The sequence below is a fragment of the Cephaloticoccus capnophilus genome (genome assembly GCF_001580045.1).
In the GTDB taxonomy this organism is placed as follows: Bacteria; Verrucomicrobiota; Verrucomicrobiia; order Opitutales; family Opitutaceae; genus Cephaloticoccus; species Cephaloticoccus capnophilus.
Genome location: NZ_LSZP01000060.1, coordinates 1 through 19,387 on the forward strand (window position 1 = coordinate 1; position 19,387 = coordinate 19,387).

17 protein-coding genes and 2 tRNA genes are annotated in these 19,387 nt (G+C 57.0%); 7 read left to right on the forward strand and 12 right to left on the reverse strand.

Annotation, left to right across the window (positions count from 1 at the left end; all coding sequences use genetic code 11):
* Positions 1 to 1,302, forward strand: a 1,302-nt coding sequence (locus AXK12_RS07665; protein WP_068713115.1) for a family 4 glycosyl hydrolase, incomplete at its 5' end; no start/stop codon positions are given.
* 134 nt (positions 1,303 to 1,436) lie between these two features.
* On the opposite strand, the gene AXK12_RS07670 is transcribed toward AXK12_RS07665, so the two are convergent.
* A complete protein-coding gene (locus AXK12_RS07670) occupies positions 1,437 to 2,498 on the reverse strand; it encodes a Gfo/Idh/MocA family protein (protein WP_269446583.1) in 1,062 nt (353 codons plus the stop codon).
* Positions 2,499 to 2,933: 435 nt separating this feature from the next.
* Between AXK12_RS07670 and AXK12_RS07675 the strand changes: the two genes are divergently transcribed.
* A complete protein-coding gene (locus AXK12_RS07675; protein ID WP_068713118.1) occupies positions 2,934 to 4,331 on the forward strand; it encodes an ABC transporter substrate-binding protein in 1,398 nt (465 codons plus the stop codon).
* 98 nt (positions 4,332 to 4,429) lie between these two features.
* Here the strand turns inward: AXK12_RS07675 and AXK12_RS07680 are convergent, their stop codons facing one another.
* Positions 4,430 to 5,311, reverse strand: coding sequence for a hypothetical protein (locus AXK12_RS07680; protein ID WP_068713120.1), 882 nt, complete (start codon positions 5,309 to 5,311; stop codon positions 4,430 to 4,432).
* Between the two features lie 341 nt (positions 5,312 to 5,652).
* Between AXK12_RS07680 and AXK12_RS07685 the strand changes: the two genes are divergently transcribed.
* Entirely contained in the window at positions 5,653 to 7,986 is a 2,334-nt protein-coding gene (locus AXK12_RS07685; RefSeq protein ID WP_068713122.1) for a TonB-dependent siderophore receptor, read from the forward strand.
* Positions 7,987 to 8,133: 147 nt separating this feature from the next.
* A complete protein-coding gene (locus tag AXK12_RS07690; protein ID WP_068713124.1) occupies positions 8,134 to 9,528 on the forward strand; it encodes an ABC transporter substrate-binding protein in 1,395 nt (464 codons plus the stop codon).
* Between the two features lie 128 nt (positions 9,529 to 9,656).
* Here AXK12_RS07690 and AXK12_RS07695 read toward each other — a convergent pair whose 3' ends face one another.
* From AXK12_RS07695 to recF, 5 genes are all read right to left on the reverse strand, one after another.
* Positions 9,657 to 10,394, reverse strand: a complete 738-nt coding sequence (locus tag AXK12_RS07695) for a 3-keto-disaccharide hydrolase (RefSeq protein ID WP_068713126.1) — start codon at positions 10,392 to 10,394, stop codon at positions 9,657 to 9,659.
* 227 nt (positions 10,395 to 10,621) lie between these two features.
* Complete coding sequence (locus AXK12_RS07700) at positions 10,622 to 11,236, reverse strand: crossover junction endodeoxyribonuclease RuvC (RefSeq protein ID WP_068713128.1); 615 nt, start codon at positions 11,234 to 11,236, stop codon at positions 10,622 to 10,624.
* Positions 11,233 to 12,078: a YggS family pyridoxal phosphate-dependent enzyme gene (locus AXK12_RS07705; RefSeq protein ID WP_068713130.1), complete on the reverse strand. Its 846-nt coding sequence runs from the start codon at positions 12,076 to 12,078 to the stop codon at positions 11,233 to 11,235. The genes AXK12_RS07700 and AXK12_RS07705 overlap by 4 nt, the downstream gene beginning before the upstream one ends.
* 35 nt (positions 12,079 to 12,113) lie before the next feature.
* Positions 12,114 to 12,929: a sulfite exporter TauE/SafE family protein gene (locus tag AXK12_RS07710; RefSeq protein WP_068713131.1), complete on the reverse strand. Its 816-nt coding sequence runs from the start codon at positions 12,927 to 12,929 to the stop codon at positions 12,114 to 12,116.
* Positions 12,923 to 14,119: a DNA replication/repair protein RecF gene (recF, locus tag AXK12_RS07715; RefSeq protein ID WP_068713132.1), complete on the reverse strand. Its 1,197-nt coding sequence runs from the start codon at positions 14,117 to 14,119 to the stop codon at positions 12,923 to 12,925. The genes AXK12_RS07710 and recF overlap by 7 nt, the downstream gene beginning before the upstream one ends.
* A 185-nt stretch (positions 14,120 to 14,304) precedes the next feature.
* On the opposite strand from recF, the gene AXK12_RS07720 reads away from it, so the two are divergent.
* The 3 genes from AXK12_RS07720 to AXK12_RS07730 all read left to right on the forward strand — a co-directional run bounded on the left by AXK12_RS07720 (position 14,305) and on the right by AXK12_RS07730 (position 16,048).
* Positions 14,305 to 14,862 carry a D-sedoheptulose-7-phosphate isomerase gene (locus tag AXK12_RS07720; protein ID WP_068713133.1) on the forward strand — a complete coding sequence of 186 codons (558 nt, stop codon included), beginning with the start codon at positions 14,305 to 14,307 and terminating at the stop codon, positions 14,860 to 14,862.
* Between the two features lie 130 nt (positions 14,863 to 14,992).
* Positions 14,993 to 15,517, forward strand: a complete 525-nt coding sequence (locus AXK12_RS07725) for a peptidylprolyl isomerase (protein ID WP_068713135.1) — start codon at positions 14,993 to 14,995, stop codon at positions 15,515 to 15,517.
* Between the two features lie 36 nt (positions 15,518 to 15,553).
* Complete coding sequence (locus AXK12_RS07730; protein ID WP_068713136.1) at positions 15,554 to 16,048, forward strand: dihydrofolate reductase; 495 nt, start codon at positions 15,554 to 15,556, stop codon at positions 16,046 to 16,048.
* A gap of 99 nt (positions 16,049 to 16,147) precedes the next feature.
* On the opposite strand, the gene rnk is transcribed toward AXK12_RS07730, so the two are convergent.
* From rnk to recJ, 5 genes are all read right to left on the reverse strand, one after another.
* Positions 16,148 to 16,564 carry a nucleoside diphosphate kinase regulator gene (gene rnk, locus AXK12_RS07735; protein WP_068713138.1) on the reverse strand — a complete coding sequence of 139 codons (417 nt, stop codon included), beginning with the start codon at positions 16,562 to 16,564 and terminating at the stop codon, positions 16,148 to 16,150.
* Between the two features lie 160 nt (positions 16,565 to 16,724).
* Complete coding sequence (gene ndk / locus AXK12_RS07740; RefSeq protein ID WP_068713140.1) at positions 16,725 to 17,144, reverse strand: nucleoside-diphosphate kinase; 420 nt, start codon at positions 17,142 to 17,144, stop codon at positions 16,725 to 16,727.
* A 120-nt stretch (positions 17,145 to 17,264) separates the two neighbouring features.
* A tRNA-Glu gene (locus AXK12_RS07745) sits at positions 17,265 to 17,339 on the reverse strand.
* A gap of 5 nt (positions 17,340 to 17,344) precedes the next feature.
* Positions 17,345 to 17,421: transfer RNA gene (locus tag AXK12_RS07750), tRNA-Arg, on the reverse strand.
* 152 nt (positions 17,422 to 17,573) lie between these two features.
* Positions 17,574 to 19,370, reverse strand: coding sequence for a single-stranded-DNA-specific exonuclease RecJ (gene recJ / locus AXK12_RS07755; RefSeq protein WP_068713142.1), 1,797 nt, complete (start codon positions 19,368 to 19,370; stop codon positions 17,574 to 17,576).
* Positions 19,371 to 19,387 lie beyond the last annotated feature (17 nt).

Below are 19,387 nucleotides of genomic sequence, written 5' to 3' on the forward strand. Positions count from 1 at the left end.
TTAAAGGCAAAAGTCAGTTCGACCCTAAATCGGCGCACGGCACTGCGTGGGGCGAACTACGTCTTCTGCGTGGTGCGTACCGGCGGCCTCGAAGCCTTTACACACGACATCGATATTCCGCTCAAATACGGAATCGACCAATGCGTGGGCGACACGCTTTGCGCGGGCGGTATCATGTACGGGCAGCGTGGGATCGCGGTACTCCTCGACATCTGCAAAGACATCCGCGAAGTCGCCGCGCCGAATTGCCTACTCCTCAACTACGCTAACCCGATGGCGATGATGACTTGGGCGGCCAGTGTTTACGGCGGCGTGCGCTGCGTCGGCCTTTGCCATGGCGTGCAGGGCGGCATACACGAGATTGCAAGAGCAATCGGCGCATCCGCTAAGGATCTTGATGTGATCTGCGTCGGCATCAACCACCAGACTTGGTTCACCGAAGTAAAGCACAACGGCGTCGATGTCCCGATGGACAGGATTCTCGCGGGTTTTGAGAACCACCCCGAGGCTGCACGCGATGAAAAGGTGCGTATCGATATGATGCGCCGCTTCGGCTACTTCTCCACCGAATCGAACGGTCACTTGAGCGAATACCTGCCTTGGTATCGCAAACGCCCCGCTGAGATTAAAAAGTGGATCGATACCAGTACCAACGCTTGGATTCATGGCGAGACTGGCGGCTACCTGCGCTACGTGACCGAAGGTCGCCATTGGTTTGAAGAAGAGTTTGGCGAAGGCCGCTTGCCCGCCACGCTTGAGTTCACCGCGGAGAATCGCAGTCCGGAGCACGGCAGCTACATCCTTGAGGCGATGGAGACCGGGCGCGTATATCGCGGTTTCTTTAATTTGGTAAATCGTAACACGATTTCCAATCTGCCTGCCGATGCGATTATCGAAGCCCCCGGCTTCGTTGACCGCTTTGGGTTCAATATGCCACAGTTTGGCGATCTGCCCTTGGGTTGCGCCGCCGTGTGTAACGCGAGTATCTCCGTACAGCGTATGGGGGCGCACGCCGCCGCCACTGGCGACATCAACCTACTGCGCCAGGCCATGCTCATGGATCCACTCGTCAGTGCCGTTTGTAACCCGCCCGAAGTGTGGCAACTGGTGGATGAGATGCTCGTCGCCCAAGCGGAGTGGCTGCCGCAATACAGCGAGGCCATCAAAGGGGCGAAAGCCCGGCTCGCCAAGGGGCCATTGATCAAAACCAAGGCGGGCTACAAAGGCGCGGCTAGAAAGAAAATCCGCACGACCGCCGAGATTCGCGCCCAGGAAAAGGGGAACCCACGCGGTGGGCATTAAGGTCGCAGACCTTTTGATTTAGCAAGAAGGCCCCGAGTGAAGATTTTCACTCGGGGCCTTTTCATTTGCAAAAAGCAAGCAAGAGGCGGCTTCCACGTTACCGCAGAGCAAGTGCTCTGCGGTCTTTCTGAGTTTTAGAGGTTGATGGTGATGCCTCGTTGGGCGGCGGACTCTTCGGCCGCATCAAGCACTTTTTGAATCTCCGCACCGCGTGCGAAGTCAGGGGCCCGGGGGCCGTCTTCGCCGCGTATCGCTGCGATAAAGCGCGCTTGGTTATCAGTCACTGGGGCGACCTCGATCGATTGCCACTTCGGTTTCTCCAAGTCGGCCTCTAAGCAGGCAGTTAAGGTTCCCAGCTCTCCACTGGTGCTGACTTCAAGAGCCCCCTTGGTGCCGTAGGCTTTGAGGCGCAGATCGTTGAGGTGACCGCTGGCGACACGGGTCTGCGAGATTGTGCCTAGGGCACCATTGGCGAGTGAGACCTGCATTGTCGCACTGTCGTTAGCATCGAGCACGTATTCGCCGATTTTGTTGCCGGGGGCTTTATTGTGCAGCGCAAAGCGACACGATACGTCAGCGACTGGCAGGTCCATCACGTAGGTGGCGAAGTCGACAATGTGCACACCGACATCGCCGAGCGCACCCTTCGAGCCGTGGGCACTTGAAAGCCGCCACAGCCATTGCGGAGTTGTCGTCCACTCGCCCCAAGCCGGTTGGTGCAACCAACTTTGTAGGTAGCTGGCCTCGAAGAAGCGGACTTCGCCAATCAACCCCGAACGGACGAGCTCGGCGGCTTTTTGCATGGCCCCGCCAGAGCGGTAGCTGAAGTTTACGGCGTTGACCACACCGGCTTTGGCGGCGGCTTCAGCCATCTTAACGGCGTCAGCCGCGTTAGTTGCTAGCGGTTTTTCGCACAGGACGTGCTTGCCAGCTGCGAGCAAGGGCAAGGTCGTCGGATAGTGGAAGCGATCGGGGGTTACGTTGCTAACGGCGTCAAATTGGCCCCATGCAATCGCCTCTTCAACAGAGCTAAAAGTGTTGGGGATTTTATATTCTTTGGCGAAAGCCGCGAGCAACTCGGCTTGTACATCGACAGCCGCGACAACTTCTACTCCGGGCATTTGCTGATACCTGGCAGAGTGGCCTTTGCCTTGACCACCCGCACCGACCATGAGGATTTTCACGGGCTTGCTCATTTGACACCTCCTGCCTGCTGTGCACAGACGAGCACTTCAGTCACTTCGTGGATGGGGGTGGGCGCGACCTTGCTAGGACTAAACACTTGGGCATTGGCCCTCTTTTGTTCGCAGGTCAGTTCTCTAGACACAGTTGATCGTATCAGCATAGGATCTACTCCTTTTGTTGTTTGGGTTATGGGGAGCTGGGCCCCGCACTCGACTAAGAACAGGTACGCAGGCCCGAGCGCGCGAACGCTTTCAACCCAAGCCTCAAACACAAGAGGATTTTGTCAGCTAAGCTGAGACTCACCGCTCAAGCCCCCGAGTAGCTTGTCCCAGTCTTCGAGGTACTCGCAAAAATAAGGAAATGTTCTATGGGGATGAAGAGGCACCATTCGTCATTGCATGGGAGCGATTCTACGAGTTTCTACGCGTCAAGCTTTCCTCTGCCTTATGAATCTCTCACGCTCTCTTAGTGATCGGTTTCTCTCCCCTGGTGGCCTGCTGATTTTGAGCTTCGCAGTGGTGTCCAGCATCTTGGTGGCACTCTTACCCAGTTCAGAGCCCGAAGGCATTGAGTACTGGGTCTTCGTCCAAGAGCATGCCTCCGCCTACGAGGCCCGAATTGAACGCTGGAATCGGGAAAACCCTGATCGGGTTTTTGCGATGAAGCTTTTGCACGCGGGCGCGCTGGAACGCCGAATGCTCTCCGGTTTCCTTACTGGCACACCCACAGCAGACCTCATGGAGGTAACGGTCGGAATGTCTCCTAAGGCCTTTCTTGGGCCCATTGATCGTGTGGGCTTTCTAGACCTTACCGAGCGGCTTCATGAGGAGGGGCTTTACGAGCAGTTTAACAAGCCGTCACTCTCGCCGCATACTTCGCGCGGACACATTTTTGGGCTACCACATGATGTGCACCCCGCAGTGCTTGCCTACCGCGCCGATATTGTGGAAGCGGCAGGGATTGATGTCTCCGAAATCGAGACTTGGGAAGACTACTTCCGCGTGATGCGACCGCTGATGGTAGACCTTGATGGCGATGGTCGACCGGACCGTTACTCGCTCAACTTCTCCGAGTTTGATCAAGACATGATCATCGGCTTTCTACTCCAAAACGATGGCGTGATTTTCGACGAGCAGGAGCAACCTGCCTTTGCCAACGAGCGCAATGCGCGCAGCCTAGCCACGATGGTCACATGGGTCACGGGGCCCGAGCGCGCCTCAACCCCCGTCCCCATCCATTCGCCCTCTGGGCTTAAGCAACTCATGGATGGGCTCGTTATCGGCACTCCAATCGGGGATATCCAACTTGGCATGTGGAAATTCAATACGCCTCGCTTAGGCGGGATGATGAAGGTGATGCCGCTGCCCGCATGGGAACGTGGCGGGCGGCGCACGACCGTTCTGGGCGGAGGCACGATGATCGGAATTAACAAACGCAGTCCAAATATCGAAGCGGCATGGGAAATGGCGAAGGAACTCTATATGTCGCGGGAAATTGCGGAAGCCACCTACCGTACGAATATGATTATATCGCCGGTAATGGCATTTTGGGACGAAGCGTTCTACCATGAGCCCGACCCCTTCTTTTGCGGTCAATCTCCCGGCTCCTTTCTGGTGGCCGCCGCGCCCGATGTCCCCACACGTCCGTCTTCGCCCTACACTCCAACCGCTTACAGTCGGATCGGTGTAGCGATGATTACCCTGCGTGCCTATGCCGATAAGCACGGGATTTACGATGCCGAAGGGCTCTATCCGGAAGCACTACGGCTCCTCCAAGAGGAGGAGGAATCACTCAATAAACTCATCTCGCGCAACCTACTCTACAGCGAGTCTTCGGAGACTTGAGCCGGGTACTGAAAAGGAGGGGTACCTTCGTTTAAAAGTGCCCCTCACTCCTAATCACAGGCTTCCGCGCCAGAGGCGCTAGCCATTTCGGTAAGTCATTAGCTTAGTTGACTACCGCTAACAAAGCGCCGCCAGTTCTTCTGAAAATGCCAGAGTCTTGCGTAAGTGACATAATGGTGCATAACCGCTTTACACTCAATGGCCTCAGGAGGATCAGGGAGTAATACGTAATCCTTCGGATCAGGATAGATGCACTCGCGGTCGCTTAGGTGGAGAGCGAAAAGGGTTTGCTCAACATGGTGAGCACTCCCTCCGTGCGCGGTCAGCTTTTTCGCCCAAAACTCCATCTGCTCCCAGTCTATATCCGCTGAGCGAATCCCGAGGAGACCAGCATTAACCCGCTGAAGTACTGGACGACCGGCCAACTCGCTCAAGTAGTCAATCGAAGCACTATAAGCATTCTTTATATCATATAAGTAGAGCTGAGCTTGAGGCAAGTCGTACCATTTCAGAACAAACTCCGGCGAGCGGAAAAATAGAATGTCTGAGTCCATTTGCAGACGCCATTCGACCTGTCCCGCGTGAATATCTAACAGCTTACGATAGATTGGGTTAACGCGATGTTGCGCCCGTAGCGTCGGGTAGTGGCTATCCGGAAGGTGGGTGTCTAGCCAATCCAAAGATTGAGTGGCACCGACAAAGGTAAGCTTAGGAAAAGTCCTCTTCAGTGCCTCAATATGCTCCAGTTTAAGGCTGCCATCGTCAAAAATGACAGGGGCCACCGCACGTCCTGATGCTGCGGCAAAGGACCACAGACAAAATGCAGCCTGATACCAGTGTCGCTCTCCAGTCAGGATATGTATTTTTACTGCTGGGCCCTTAGTCGGAGAAGGGGGCGGGAGCGTATAGGCTGCCTGCTCCATCTCTCGACCGCCTTTTTCAGTGAGCTCCTGGTTTTTCTCATAGTTATTGTACATCATAGTGTTATGAGAGCTCATTGCTGTTTTAGAATGAGTCATTCCAACTAAGATAAGTAAATGTAGTGCGCGTTCCACTACGCTTTACTTATGACGTTATTAATGAAGCTTCCATTCCTCAAATAAGGAAAACTGAAGAAGCGAAACTGCATTAATGGGCTGTTAACTCATTTATATCATAAGACTAAGTAATTTTACTAAAGCGATCTTGACTCATATATATATCCCTTCATTTCCCCCGTCGCTTGTCTGCTAGGTGAAAGCACACACCCGCGCTTTCTGCCCTGCGATGAGTGCCGCCCTCTGCGGCCTTTACCAAACCTAAACCCCTAACCCAGAAGGTTATGCCCCCTAAGAAATTAATCCCGACGGGCCTTGTACTCGCCCTGTCTTGCTCCCTGTTGAGCTCCGCGTCGTTATTCGCTCAAGAGTCTCCTTCTTGGGATCAAGCTGCCGAAACAGTAGAAGATACCTACGTTTTGCCCACCTTTACTGTGGAGAGCGAGACGGTAGACCGCTATCGAGCCGCCGATGCGGTTTCCGCCGTGCGGATTCGCACTCAGATGATCGAAACGCCGGCAACAATTAGCGTACTGACAAAGGACTTTATTGAGGACGTCGCTCCCGTGCGCATTCTCGATGCGACCCGCTACAGTGCTGGCGTCCAAGCGGGTTATCACCAAGCTTTTGCAGATACGATGACCATGCGCGGTTTCGAGTCTGCGTGGAAAACTATCGATAACTTCTTGGAGACCTCTGGTTACTTAATGGAGCCAGCGGTGATTGAGCGGATCGAGATTTCTAAAGGCCCCAATGCAATTTTGTCGGCCGGAATTCGCCCTGGTGGACACGTTAACATCGTCACTAAGTCCCCTCAGTTTGAGCGCAGCACATCCATCACAGGTATCTATGGCGAATGGGATGCCAATAAGTTCTCTTTCGATACCACTGGCCCGCTAGACGACTCTGGACGTTTCGCCTACCGACTCATCGGCGTCTACCAAGATACACACCGCTATTGGTCGAAAGATTTTGAACGTAGCCGCAGGGTAATCGCACCGTCCTTCACTTGGAGAATTAACCCGACCACGGAGCTCGTTATCCGTTATAACTATCGCAACACGACCGAAGCGCACTCGGCACATGCGATCCTTGATCCTTCTGTTACTCAGCGTGGACAAAAGCCTATTCTCGCCCCCGGGTTTTCCTATCGCGGTATGAATGGCATCCCCAGGTGGGCAGTCTTGAATTATGCAGGTGGGACGGCTCAGGCACAACTGACCAGCTCCTTTAACGAGCACATCACTATGCGGCTCGCCGTCTTTGCGGATCGTGGTGGAGAAACCTCCGCGGTAGTGCGCCCCAATCTTCCCCAGCTTGCTGATACCGTAACTCCCTATACGGGGAATGATCGCTACGACCCCTACACCGGATACCTAACCCAAGACTACGTATGGTCGCGTCAAAATCCTAGCCTGCCCTATGATGAGCAGACTAACCCCTACATCTCGACCTTTAGCCCTTACTATGACCCGACGAATATCCAAGTTAGAGCATTAGATATTTCGGCGTGGGCCAAAACTCGTGTCATACAAAATGACTGGGTATTTAACTATGAGCTCCCGGTCGTGAAGCTCCAAACGGTCACTGGTTGGGCTTACAAACACCGCGAAGCCGAGTACCGAGCTATCGTCGGCGCTATGGCACCGTACAGCCTCTATGATTTAGAAAACCAAGACCAAAGCGTGGTGTGGGGGAATAGCTTTGAATCTAACAACGAAAGCGCCGATAGGACTACGGAGATTTTCCTTAATCAGCGTGCATCCTTCTGGGAAGATAAGATCGCGATCTCTGGGGGGGTAATGTATTATGAAACGATGAATTCAGTAACGGACAAGGTCAGGCCTAGCGACAGTTCGCGATTGTCCGACTCCCAAGAGATGTATATGGGCAGTGCGCTCTATCGCATCACAGAGCAGGCATCGGTTTACTATAGCTACTCGACTAACAGTATCCCGACCGCCGCTAACGGAGTGGCGATGTGGAGTGAGGGCAAACAGCACGAGTACGGGGTAAAATCGGAGTTCTTTAACAGGCGGCTCTCAATCAACCTCGCCTATTTCGAAATCACTCAGACGAATGTTACCTCTGGTAATCCTGCTAGAATAGCCGGAGACATGAATGCCCCCGCCACTCTTGTCTCTGACCAAAAAAACCACGGTTTTGAGGTCGAGGTAAATGGAGCACTGACCCGCAACCTCTCTGCACTCGCCAGCTTCAGCCAAGTCAAGATGAGCGATCAGTGGGGCCGTGATGTCCGCTTCGTCTCGAAGAACTTGGCAGCAGCACTTCTTACCTACCGCGTTCACGACGGAGCGCTCTCCGGCCTGAGTGCCACTCTCGGTGCGGTTTATACCGGTGAATTCGCGGGTGAAGTTCCGTCTCTTGACTTAACGCCGCTTGGCGTCGTTGTGCAGCCAAGTTTCTACATTCCTAGTTACACGCTGGTAAATGCAGGCTTAGGCTACGATTGGGGCCGCTATCAAGTCCGCCTCTATGTCGATAACGTCCTCGACAAGAAGAACTATGTTCAGACCGGTGGGGCCCGTTATGGTTCTGAAGGCCTGTTCACTGGTGCGGGAAGGCTCTTTAAGGTTCAAGCGACCGTAAAGTTCTAAAAGCTGAGTTACTGCGCCCCCGCTTACTTATGCTAAGCGGGGGCACTTTGTCTTGCGGAAGTAGATTTAAATCTGCTTCCTCTGTAAAAAATCGCCCCTGCCTGCAAACAGGTCGAAGGCAGATCCCCTTTACCCCGACTCACTGTTATGCCGAATTTTCTTAAAACGCTAACAGATCGCTTCTTTTCCCCAGGGGCGCTAGTCATCGTAAGCTTGGCGGTACTGAGTTCACTCGTTGTGATACTGCTGCCAGTTGAGAAGCCTGAAGGCATTCAGTATTGGGTTTTCTCCAGCCATCACGGCGAAGCGAGAGTTGAAGACATTGCTGAGTGGAACCGGTCGCATCCCGATAAGCCCGTGGTTATGAAGTTGATGCACATGGCCGCCATTGAGCGGGGGATGCTCTCGGGCTTCCTAAGCGGCACGCCACTGGCAGATATAATTGAATCCAACCATGATGTTTATCCCAAAGCCTTTCTCGGCCCACTTGATCAGATTGGTTTCCTAGACCTTACGGATCGGCTACACGATGAGGGGCTCTATGAGCAATTCAACGCGCCCTCATTTTCTACCATGACCTCGCGTGGTCGGATATTTGGTCTACCCAAAGATGTGCACCCAGTGCTACTGGGCTATCATGTAGACCTAGTGGAGGAAGCAGGTATTGATGTTAACGAAATCGAAACTTGGGAGGATTACTTCCGCGTGATGCGACCGCTAATGGTAGACCGTGATGGCGACGGACGTCCCGACCGCTATTTACTTAACCTCTCAGAAACCGACACAGAGCTCTTGCTGCTATTGATGATGCAAAATGATGGAGTCTTTTTCGACGAAAATGACGTACCCATATTCGCCAATGAGCGCAATGCTCGCTCCCTCGCAACAATCATCACTTGGCTTACTGGGCCTGATCGCGTTGCGGCTCCAGTCACCTCAGGCCCTTCTGGATTTCGTCAGCACCTCGACGCCTTCGTAGTGGGTAATCTATTCCCCGACTGGGTTTATGGAGATTGGAAAATAAATAACCCCGCTATGGCTGGAAGGATAAGGCTCATGCCCCTACCGGCTTGGGAGCCCGGTGGGCGACGTACCAGTGTGATGGGCGGCTCCAATATTGGGATCAATAAGCACAGCCCTTATGTTGAAGAGAGTTGGGAAATCGCAAAGATGCTCTACACCTCAGCCAGGGGAGCAGAAAAGATCTGGCAGACAACGAACATTCTCTCTCCCGTTAAAACGCTCTGGGATGAGCCATTTTATCATGAGCCCGACCCTTTCGTCGGTGGTCAGCGAGCAGGGACACTCTATATTGAACAAGCACCGCATGTGCCGGAGCGGCCCTCATCGCCCTACAAAAACACCGCATTTGGGCAAGTCAGCGCCGCTGCGATTGCACTCCGAGCCTACGCTGAACAAAACAGTATCTATGAAGTTGATCGCCTGATCCCCGAGGCACTGCGACTCCTAAAAGAAAGGGAAAGTGCGCTTAAACGCCTCATATCGAGAAACGTGTTTCAAGAGGGATATCTCGATCAGTGAGGGAAGGTCCTTTCCCTCACTGCCCTAGGGCTCTTCTTTGGGGCCCCGAGTCTGTCTGACTATCTCGTTGGGGCTTGGCCGAGTAGCTGTGCACACAGGGTACAGCCGCTCGGCCTTTAGCTCACCAACTAAAGCTCGCGTATCCAAATGTTACGGAAGCTGACCTGCTCTCCGTGGTCTTGCAGCATAAGCGGCGCGGGGCCGTGCGGACTGTAAGAGGGAGGATCGCGGTATTCGGTTTTCCCTGACAAGGTAACGTTGTTTTGGACGATGACGCCGTTATGTATCACGGTGATGCGTGCCGGCGAGATCAGACCGCCGCCCTGCGAGAAACGGGGGGCCGTCCAAATGATGTCATAGGTCTGCCACTCGCCCGGTGCGCGCGAGGCATTTACCAAGGGGATAGCCTGCTTGTAAATCGCGGCAGCCTGACCGTTCACGTAAGTTTTATTCTCGTAGCTATCGAGCACCTGCACTTCGTAGCGCTGTTGAAGGAAAACGCCGCTATTACCCGGCCACTGCCCGGTCTTCTTCTCGGCATAGATGGGCGTGCGCCATTCAATGTGGAGCTGGGCGTCACCGAAGCTACGTTTCGTGCGAATGTCCTTGGTGCCAGGTACAACGGTGAGAATGCCCCCCTCCTCTACCTGCCAAGATGCGTCACCGCCCTCCACACTCTCCCACTCGGAAATTCCGGAGCCGTCGAAAAGCACAATCGCATCCGACGGTGCAGCATTTAAGGGAGTAGCGACGTGCGCCGGCTCCGGTGCCCAAACTTCGTTATCAAGGGGCGGGGGATCCACTTGTGCGTTTACAGATGCAGCGGCAATTGCCGCCCCAGTGTTAAGAGTGCCTTTGATTGTCATGATTTTGAGGTTTCAGCTTACAGTTAAGTTACCCAAGCCGACTTAACAGGCTCGTGGAAACTGCGGTGAAGAATGAGGGATGGCTACGTAGCGCAATACCTGATTTCCCCCGCCCCGACCTAAAGAAAACTAGAACCTAAGCTGCTAGGACACGTAGCCGGATTGATACCCTCGGTGCAGGCGGCGTTGCCCTACGCGCTGTTTCGTTTTGGCAGAGGCAGCACGCCTCACCGATAGGTAAAGGCGTGGCAAATGGCGGCACCGGCGGCATCGGCTTCGTCGGGCGCGAGTGTCGCGCCGTGCCCCACAAGCCCCATCACCATTTTTTGCATTTGCTCTTTGCTGGCGCGGCCTGTGCCAACGACCGCCTGCTTAATCCGTGTAGGCCCGTATTCGAAAATCGGCAGCGCGCGCAGTGCGGCCGCGGCGATTGCCGCGCCGCGCGCAGCACCGAGGATTTGCGCCGTCTGAAAATTCTGCACGTAGATGGATTGCTCGACTGCAACATGCTGAACCTCGTGCCCGTCGAGCGCAGCACTCACTGCGCGGTGGATGGTTGCCAGTGCCTCCGGCATCGGCACGCGCGGCGAGATCGTAACGGTGCGGCAGTGCAGCAAGAGTGGCATACGGCCCGTGCGAAATTCCACAACGGCAAGCCCCGTTCCGCGCAGACTTGGGTCGATGCCGAGCACTTGCCCCTCAAAAGCGCCGCGGCCCGCGTGCGCCCCACCGGCTTGGCGCGCCGCCGTAATGGCAGATGCACTACTTCGACCGCGCGCACCGCCGCTGCGCGGCACACTTAATCCGGCGAGCTTCGCCGCCCACATTTGCCGAATGTTCATGCGGTGCTGTCCTCGCTAGGTTTCGCCTTTTCCGTCTCCAGTGCGCCACTTGGCCAGTAATGGCTATCGGGAGTCGCGCGAGCACCGAAGATCGCTTGGCCCACGCGGACGACACTCGCGCCTTCCTCAATCGCCAACTCGAAGTCGCCACTCATCCCCATCGAGAGTTCGTCCAAAGAGATGCGACTAGGCGCGTCTTGTCGGAGCCTCTCGCGCAACTCGCGCAAAACCACGAAGCAACGGCGCACGCGCTCGGCGTCATCGGAAAATACCGCGAGCGTCATTAGCCCGCGCACGCGCAGCGCGCTAAAGCTGGGCAGCTCGCGCAAAAACGCGGCGACCTCTTCTGGCGGCAGCCCGTACTTGTTGGCCTCACCCGAGGTGTTGACCTGCACAAAGACATCGAGCCCGCGCCCCTCAGCCTGCAAACGGCGTTCCAATGCCTCGGCCACGCGCAAGCTATCGAGTGCCTGAAACTCGCTGGCGCAGCGGGCGACGAGCTTCGCCTTATTCGTCTGCAAGTGGCCAATCACCGACCAGCGCAAGTCGGGCAATTCCGTGCACAGCGCCTCCCATTTCGTGTGTGCCTCTTGTGGTTTGTTTTCCCCGAAAATGCGGACCCCTGCTGCATAGGCGAGCCGCACTACTTCGGCTGGTTTGGTTTTACTCACAGGCAAAAGCCTCACCTCCGACGGGGCGCGCCCGACACGCGCGCAAGCCGCCGCGATTCGCGCATTCACCGCAGCGAGATTCGCACGAAACCTCTCAACGCTCTCAGCCTCCGGCCAGCAGTTGTGTTGATCGTTTTTCAGAGCGGTAGTCGTAGAGTCATTAAGGTTCATTTTTGGTCACTTGCTTAGCTTGGGCGGCGAACAACTTATCCCGCCCAAGAGCGGTAGAGCAGGTTTAATCCGGCGACGACAGACAGGACGAGTGCGATCATTTCAAAAAGCTGCTGCTTCATTTTTTGCAGAACGACGCGCCCGATCAGCGTCCCGACAAAGACCGCAGGCGCGAGGATCAGATTCCCTTTTGCGCTTTCCCAATTGATGAGCCCAAGGTCCACCATGAAGGGCACTTTAAAACAATTCATAAGCAGGTAAAAATAAGCCGCTGTGCCCATGAACTGCAGCTTCGGCAACCGCATCGCCAGCAGGTAAATCGCCATAATCGGCCCGGCCGCATTGGCGACCAAGGTCGTAAACCCGGCCATGATCCCAAAGGTAGCGACAAACCCAGTGCCATGAGTTTTCTGATCCGCAGTGGCGGTGGCCTTACGCAAAGCCGACGGGCCGCCAACGCGTGTCCCGCCAGACGAGCGGGGCTTTGTCCCTTGGCGGATGAGATGCACCGCGATAAACACCAAAATAATCGTCCCGATGAAAGCGCCCGCTTGCGCGTTCGTGAGGTGCCCCATCGCAAAATAGCCACAAACAACGCCCAGCCCCGTCCACGGAAACAGCTTTAGGAGCATCGCCCACTGCGCATCCTTTCGGTAAGCGGCGACTGCCACGCAGTCCCCCATGATCAACATCGGGAGCACGAAGCCCGACGAGAGCTTTGCCGGCATCAGATTCGCAAAAAGCACGATTCCCAACATCCCCAGCCCGGCGATTCCAGTTTTTGAGACACCGATGATAAATGCGCAGGCCGCCGCCAGCACCCACTCGCCCAACCCCCACTCGGCTAGCATGGCACGTTCTCCTTTGGCTGAACTTCTGTAGTTATAAGCTCATTACGCTCTGGATTTCTTTCGGTAAACTTCCCGCCACTGACCTCAAAAATCTGCCACTCACCCAAGCTCGTATCGGGCGGCTGCGTGCCCGTCGCGATGATTTGGCTTTCGGCGTCAATCGCCGCCCAAAATCGCTGCCGCCGCTGGGGGTCGAGCTCACCCAGCACATCGTCGGCCAAGAGCACGGGGCGGATTCCCGTTTTGGCGCGAAACCACTGCACCTGTGCTAAACGCAGCGCGAGGACGAGCCCACGCTGTTGCCCTTCAGAGGCGTAGTCGCCTGCAGCCTGCCCATCGTGCAAAAACAAAAAATCGTCGCGGTGCGGCCCATTTAGCGTGCTCCGAAACTGCCGATCGCGCTCCCGTCCCTTGGCCCAACGCTCGATCCACGTGCCCTCGTTTTGGGCATCGAAATTCGGTGCGTAACGCAGCGCCGCTTCGCCGCTGGCCCCTCCAAGTTTTACTCCAGCTTCGCGGAGTAGCTCGCTCAACTCATCGAGCCCCGTGTGTCGCCGTGAGACGATCTGCGCCGCTGCAGGCGCCATTGTCTGCTCAAAGGCGGTAAGAGCGGCATCACTCGCCCCCGTTTTTAGCAAACTATTCCGACTCGCCAGCGCACGGTGATAGCTCTGCAAGCTGCGCAGATACTCTGCATCGACCGCTGCGAGTGTCAGGTCGAGCCACCGCCGCCGCAGTGCAGGCGCACCGCGCAACAAGGCCATGTCCTGCGAAGAAAACACCACGCACGGGAATTGCCCAAGATGAGCCCCCAGCCGCGCGACTCGCTCGCCGTCGCGCCAAAGCTCGCGCCCGTCTGTGCGCAGCTTGATGATCAACTCGACTGCTTCACCGAGCGCTCCACCGGTCGCCGCCCGAGACAGCGAAGCCCCATTGCCGACCGCAACCTCGCAGCGAATCGCCGCTTCGCGTGCGTCGTTGGCGATTAAGTGCCGTGTCTCGCGCGTGCGAAACGAGCGCAGCGCAGTGATGAAGCCTGCCGCCTCTAGCAGATTGGTTTTTCCCTGCCCGTTTGGCCCGAGCAAAAAGCTCTGCCGCCCCCGAAATTCCAGCCGCGCAAAACTGATGTTTCTAAAGTTCTGAAGCGTGATTGAGCGCAGCCGCATAAAGTGGTCAGTGACCACTCCCATTCACCTCTCGGGCAGAATGCAACACGCAAGGTAATCTCCCAGCTGACGGCCACTCGGGTCTGCTCCCGTTTCAAGCGCGAGCCGCGCTGCTGCCCTCCCCCATCCTTCACACGCAAACAAAGGTACTGCTGCACAAAGAATAGCTTTCAGCGCGCCAAGCGGCTCTGCTATTTCTGCTTGGCATCATGATCTTCGCCGACGCGCTCCACGCTAGCCTCTCTGCGCTCAAAGCCCTCAAGACTATCCGCCCGCAAATCGACGATGCGGCAGCCCTCATCCTCGATACTCTCCGGCACGACAAAAAACTCCTCATCTGCGGTAACGGAGGCAGTGCCGCCGAAGCCTCGCACTTCGCCACCGAACTCGTGGGCCGCTACCAGAAAACCCGCGCCTCCCTCCCCGCTATTTCGCTCTCCAGCGACGGCTCGCTGCTGAGCTGCATCGGCAACGACTTTGGCTTTGAGCAAGTTTTCGCCCGCCAAATCGCCGGACTCGCCCGCCCAGGCGACCTCGTGGTTGCGATCAGCTCCAGCGGAAACTCACCCAACATCCTCGCCGCGCTCCACGAAGCGAAAACGCTCGGGCTGAGCAGCCTCGCCCTCCTAGGGCGTGGTGGAGGCGCTGCGGCCCCACTCGCCACTTGCGCGCTTACTATTCCCAGCGAAAGCGGGGCTGCCTGCCAAGAAGCCCACCTCTTTCTTATTCACTACTTCTGCGAATTGATCGACAGCGTACACGCCTAGTCGACTCGCCGAGCGCGCGCTCACTCCTTAACTTTGAGCAAGCTCACCTGCTTCCCAAGCTCAGTGTTATATTAGGAACAGGCTCGACGCGTGTTAAGTCGCGCCATTCCTTCGCCGTCTTTATTCCATTATGAGCACTACCTCTTCCCCCGCCGAACAGGCCATCATCAAAACGACCTATGGCGACATGACCCTCGCCTTCTGGCCCGAAGTCGCCCCCAAGACTGTTGAGAATTTCAAAAAGCTCGCCCGCGAAGGGTTTTACAACGGCACCGCCTTTCACCGGATTATTAAAGGCTTCATGATTCAGGGTGGCTGCCCGAACACCAAACAAGGTGAGAGTGGTATGCCCGGTACAGGTGGCCCCGGCTACCAAATCGCGGCCGAGTTTAACGCACGCCCCCACGTTCGCGGCGTCATCTCGATGGCCCGCTCCTCGCATCCCGACTCCGCTGGCTCGCAATTCTTCATCGTTCACGGTGACGCCCGCTTCTTAGACAATCAGTACACGGCTTTCGGCGAGCTCGTCGCCGGCGACGACGTGTTAGAGCGGATTGCGACCGTACCTACGCAAAACAGCGGTGGCGGCGAAAAAAGCACGCCCATCGATCGTATCGAGGTCCTCTCAATCGAGATCACTCCCGCCGCGGCTTAACGCCTTCGGTACGAGTGAGCAGGCGCCTTCCGAGCTGTGAAAAAGCCCATCAACCTCGCCGTCGCGTGCAGTGAGAACCGAGTCATCGCGCGCGACGGGATGACGCCTTGGCGCATTCCCGAAGACCTTGAGCACTTTCACAGACTCACCGCTGGGCAAAGCGTCATCCTCGGTCGGCTCTGCTACGAGATTTGGCCGCGTGTGTCGCTTGATGGACGCACGCCCATCGTCATCACGCAAAACCGCGCGCTCGCCAAACCGGGTGTGCACATTGCGGCCGATGTCGCGGAGGCACTCGCCATTGCCCACAGCCTTCCGGGCGAAATCATGGTTTGTGGCGGGCAGCGGATTTACGAAGAACTCATCGACGCCGCTGACCGGATTTATCTGACGATCGTCCACGTCGAAATCCCGGGAGATCGGTTTTTCCCCGAGTGGCGGCACCTCAGTTGGCGCGAGAGCGAGCGACGTACGTCGCAGGATGCCCACTACCGCTACACCTTTTCGACGCTCGACCGCGTTCGCACTTAGGAATTCGCGTAGTGCTAAAACCATTACAAAGAAAAGGCCGCCCTTCTACTGAAGGGCGGCCTTTCGCTTTTCAAAGATTACACAGCGAGTCCGTTTCGCTTACGAAACGGGCGGCTGAATTACTTTACTGATGTAGAGTTGGCGAGTGCCGCCGGGGGTGCGCCAAATGAAGCTATCGCCTTCGGCGAAGCCGATGATCGCCATCCCGATCGGTGCGAGGATTGAGAGGCGGCCTTCCGCACCGTCTGCCTGCTCCGGGTAAACGAGCGTGTAGGTGTCCAGTTCGCCGCTTTCTTTGTCTTCGATTTGCACAGTCGCTCCCATGATAACGACGTTTGAAGGGATGTCCGCTGGAGCCAGCACTTCGGCGCGCTTAAGCTCGGCTTGAAGCGGAGCGAGTGTCTCGCGCAAGCGGGGCTGGGATTGAATCGCCGTATCGACGAGCAAGCGCAGGCGGTCGTGGTCAGCCGTCGTGAGCCGAAGCCTTGGCAGAGAGTTGGTAGCTGTGTCGTTCATAAGTGTGTGTAAAAGGAGTTAGGGGTTAAGGAAGAGTGAGGAGTCAGTAGAGAGTGCACAAAACCCCGCAGCAGATAGGCGCTACGGGGTTCTTGGGCTTTCACGCCACGGCGATTTCACCGGCCGTGAATGCAATAGGGTTTGGCGCTTTCGCGTTAGCTCAAATCTCAAAAATTTCGTCAGGGCGGAAGAAGCGTGCGAGCTCGATCTTGGCGTTCTCGTCGCTGTCGGAGGCGTGGACGACATTGGTCATCATGTCGGTGCCGAAGTCGCCGCGAATCGTGCCTTTAGCTGCCTTGGTCGAGTCAGTGGGGCCGAGCAGGTCGCGCACGCGCGCAACAATACCGTCGCCTTGTAGAGCCATCATAATGACAGGCCGCTGGCTCATGAACGCCTCAATCTCCGGGTAAAACGGCTTGTCGGCGACGTGCGCGTAGTGCTCGCGCAGCAACTCGGGGCTCAGCCGTGCGAGCTTGCAGCCCACGACATCGAAGCCCGCCGCTTCGAAACGCGCCAGCACCTCGCCCACATGCCGCTGCGCCATACAATCCGGTTTAAAGATAACAAAGGTCTTCTGCATAAAGGTCGCAGACGCTAGCCGAGAGCAGCGCCTTGGAAAGGCTAAATCTGTGCGCCGGCAACACAGGCCTGTGGGGGGGCTCCCAACTCTCTCTATAGCTTACTTTTGCAGGTACCGAACTGGTACCCTCACGGGGAATCGAACCCCGGTTTGATCCGTGAGAGGGATCCGTCCTAGCCGCTAGACGATGAGGGCAAAAGTGGCGCACCCGTAGGGAGTCGAACCCCAAACCTTCTGATCCGTAGTCAGACGCTCTATCCAATTGAGCTACGGGTGCGCAAAAGAGAGTCGGGGAGCAAGCAGGTGAGTCGCTGTGAGCGCAAGTGCCAATTTTGAGAAATTCACGTTGTGCTCACCGTGCTGGGGGCGCTGCCCGTGGTCACTGTCTCCCCCGCCCCAGTGTGGCGGGCGCTTAGGCGTCGCTCTGTTTCATCGCTTACCGGCCGCGCGGGTTGGATTCTCGTGAAGGCGCCAGTCGACGAGTTCGAGTTGGAGAAGTTTGCGTTCGCGGAAGTAGTTCCAGGTGAGCTTTAGAGCGAGGTCGAGCGGTGCGTCTGTTGGCGGAATGCGGTCAGCCATTTTCCAAGCCACGCCGTAGAGCCGCCGCCACGTTTTGTCCACGAGTTGAAAGCGGAAGTGCATATCTTTGAACACCGCTGGAGCTCCCGCGAGGTACACGCCGCGCATGCCAAAAATCGGCTCGGGGTTGCCTTGGCCAAAGGGATGCAGGGTATCCAGTTCCGCCATGAGTGCTTCGCCGATTTCCTCGGGGCTTATCCACGCCGCAATTGGCAACTCAGCATCGGAGATATCGCGCCCGGCATGCTCGCGGACGGCATGCGCAAATTTTTGGCGAAAGCTCGCGAGCCGCTGTTTATCGAGCCCAACGCCGACAGCCATCGGGTGGCCGCCCCAGCCTTCGAGCTCTTCGGCACAATCAGCCAGCACATCGACGAGATTCACGCCAGTGACGCTGCGGCCCGAACCTTTGGCCAGTTCGCCATCGTTACCGAGCACGACACAAGGACGGTTGTATTTGCGCGTCACGCGGCCCGCGACGATGCCGACAACGCCCGGGTGCCACTTGTCGGAGTAGAGGACGATACCTTGGTCATCGGCATAGTGTGCGTCTATCATCGCCTCCGCTTCTTCGGTCATCTGTCGCTCAATGTCTTGGCGCTCTCGGTTAAACGCGTCGAGTTGCTGCGCAGTCGTCTCGGCAAAGCGAGAGTCGCTAGTCAGCAGCAGCTCGACCGAGAGCGCGGCATCGGCGAGGCGTCCGCTAGCGTTGATGCGCGGGCCGAGCCGAAAGGAAATATCCACCGGTGTAATCGCCTGTCCGGGCGGCAGCCCGGCCACCTCCATCAGCGCGCGCAGGCCGGGCCGCGCAGTCTTCTCAATCATTTTTAGCCCGTGCCGTGAGAGGATTCGATTCTCGCCGAGGAGCGGCACGAGGTCGGCCACGGTGCCGAGCGCGACGAGGTCGAGCTCTTCGCGAAGCTGAATCGTATTGGCGATTTCATTACCTTCGGGCCGGAGGAGCTTGAGCAGGCCGTGTGCGAGCTTAAACACGAGCCCGACGGTGCAAAAGTTGCGGTAGCTTTCGCTGAGCTCGCCCGCATCGACTTGGATATGCGGGTTAACGAGGATGCACTGCGGCCCACCCTCCCCTTCGCTTTGAGGCAGGGGACTCGCGACTGCGGTCAGCTCGTCGTCGCGCGAGCGGTGGTGATCGACAATGAGCACATCGATACCGAGCCCGATTAGGTAAGCGATTTCGTCGTGCGAATTCGTCCCGCAATCGAGCGCGACAAACAGCGCGGGCCGTCCGGCTTCAAGCGCGCGATCAATCGCGCTACGCGAGAGCCCATACCCATCTTCCGCGCGGAGCGGCACGATGAAGCGCGGGGCTAGGCCGAAGCGGCGCAGGAGCCCGACAAGGAGTGTCGTGCTGCTGACGCCATCGACATCGTAGTCGCCGAGGACGACGACTTGCTCGCGGCGCTCAATCGCGCGGTGCAGTCGCTCGGCGGCGCGCTTGAGCTGCGGCACGACGAATGGGTCAGCGAGTGTCGCGAGGCGCGGGTGCAGGAACTGCGTGACTGCCGCGCGGTCGGCTAAGCGGTGCCGCAACAGCAGCTCGGCCAACACACGGCTGAGCCCGCCCGATGCAGAAGTGAGTGCCTCGACCTGCCCAGCCGAAGGCGGCGTGTAGGTCCAGAGCATGAGGAGTAAAGGTTATG

Coding starts and splice junctions, on each gene's coding strand:
- recJ (WP_068713142.1), bottom strand. CDS start 19,370: ATGCTCTGGACCTACACGCCGCCTTCGGCTGGGCAGGTCGAGGCACTC.
- rnk (WP_068713138.1), bottom strand. CDS start 16,564: ATGAACGACACAGCTACCAACTCTCTGCCAAGGCTTCGGCTCACGACG.
- AXK12_RS07670 (WP_269446583.1), bottom strand. CDS start 2,498: ATGAGCAAGCCCGTGAAAATCCTCATGGTCGGTGCGGGTGGTCAAGGC.
- AXK12_RS07680 (WP_068713120.1), bottom strand. CDS start 5,311: ATGATGTACAATAACTATGAGAAAAACCAGGAGCTCACTGAAAAAGGC.
- AXK12_RS07725 (WP_068713135.1), top strand. CDS start 14,993: ATGAGCACTACCTCTTCCCCCGCCGAACAGGCCATCATCAAAACGACC.
- AXK12_RS07710 (WP_068713131.1), bottom strand. CDS start 12,929: ATGCTAGCCGAGTGGGGGTTGGGCGAGTGGGTGCTGGCGGCGGCCTGC.
- recF (WP_068713132.1), bottom strand. CDS start 14,119: ATGGGAGTGGTCACTGACCACTTTATGCGGCTGCGCTCAATCACGCTT.
- AXK12_RS07675 (WP_068713118.1), top strand. CDS start 2,934: ATGAATCTCTCACGCTCTCTTAGTGATCGGTTTCTCTCCCCTGGTGGC.
- ndk (WP_068713140.1), bottom strand. CDS start 17,144: ATGCAGAAGACCTTTGTTATCTTTAAACCGGATTGTATGGCGCAGCGG.
- AXK12_RS07720 (WP_068713133.1), top strand. CDS start 14,305: ATGATCTTCGCCGACGCGCTCCACGCTAGCCTCTCTGCGCTCAAAGCC.
- AXK12_RS07690 (WP_068713124.1), top strand. CDS start 8,134: ATGCCGAATTTTCTTAAAACGCTAACAGATCGCTTCTTTTCCCCAGGG.
- AXK12_RS07705 (WP_068713130.1), bottom strand. CDS start 12,078: ATGAACCTTAATGACTCTACGACTACCGCTCTGAAAAACGATCAACAC.
- AXK12_RS07685 (WP_068713122.1), top strand. CDS start 5,653: ATGCCCCCTAAGAAATTAATCCCGACGGGCCTTGTACTCGCCCTGTCT.
- AXK12_RS07700 (WP_068713128.1), bottom strand. CDS start 11,236: ATGAACATTCGGCAAATGTGGGCGGCGAAGCTCGCCGGATTAAGTGTG.
- AXK12_RS07695 (WP_068713126.1), bottom strand. CDS start 10,394: ATGACAATCAAAGGCACTCTTAACACTGGGGCGGCAATTGCCGCTGCA.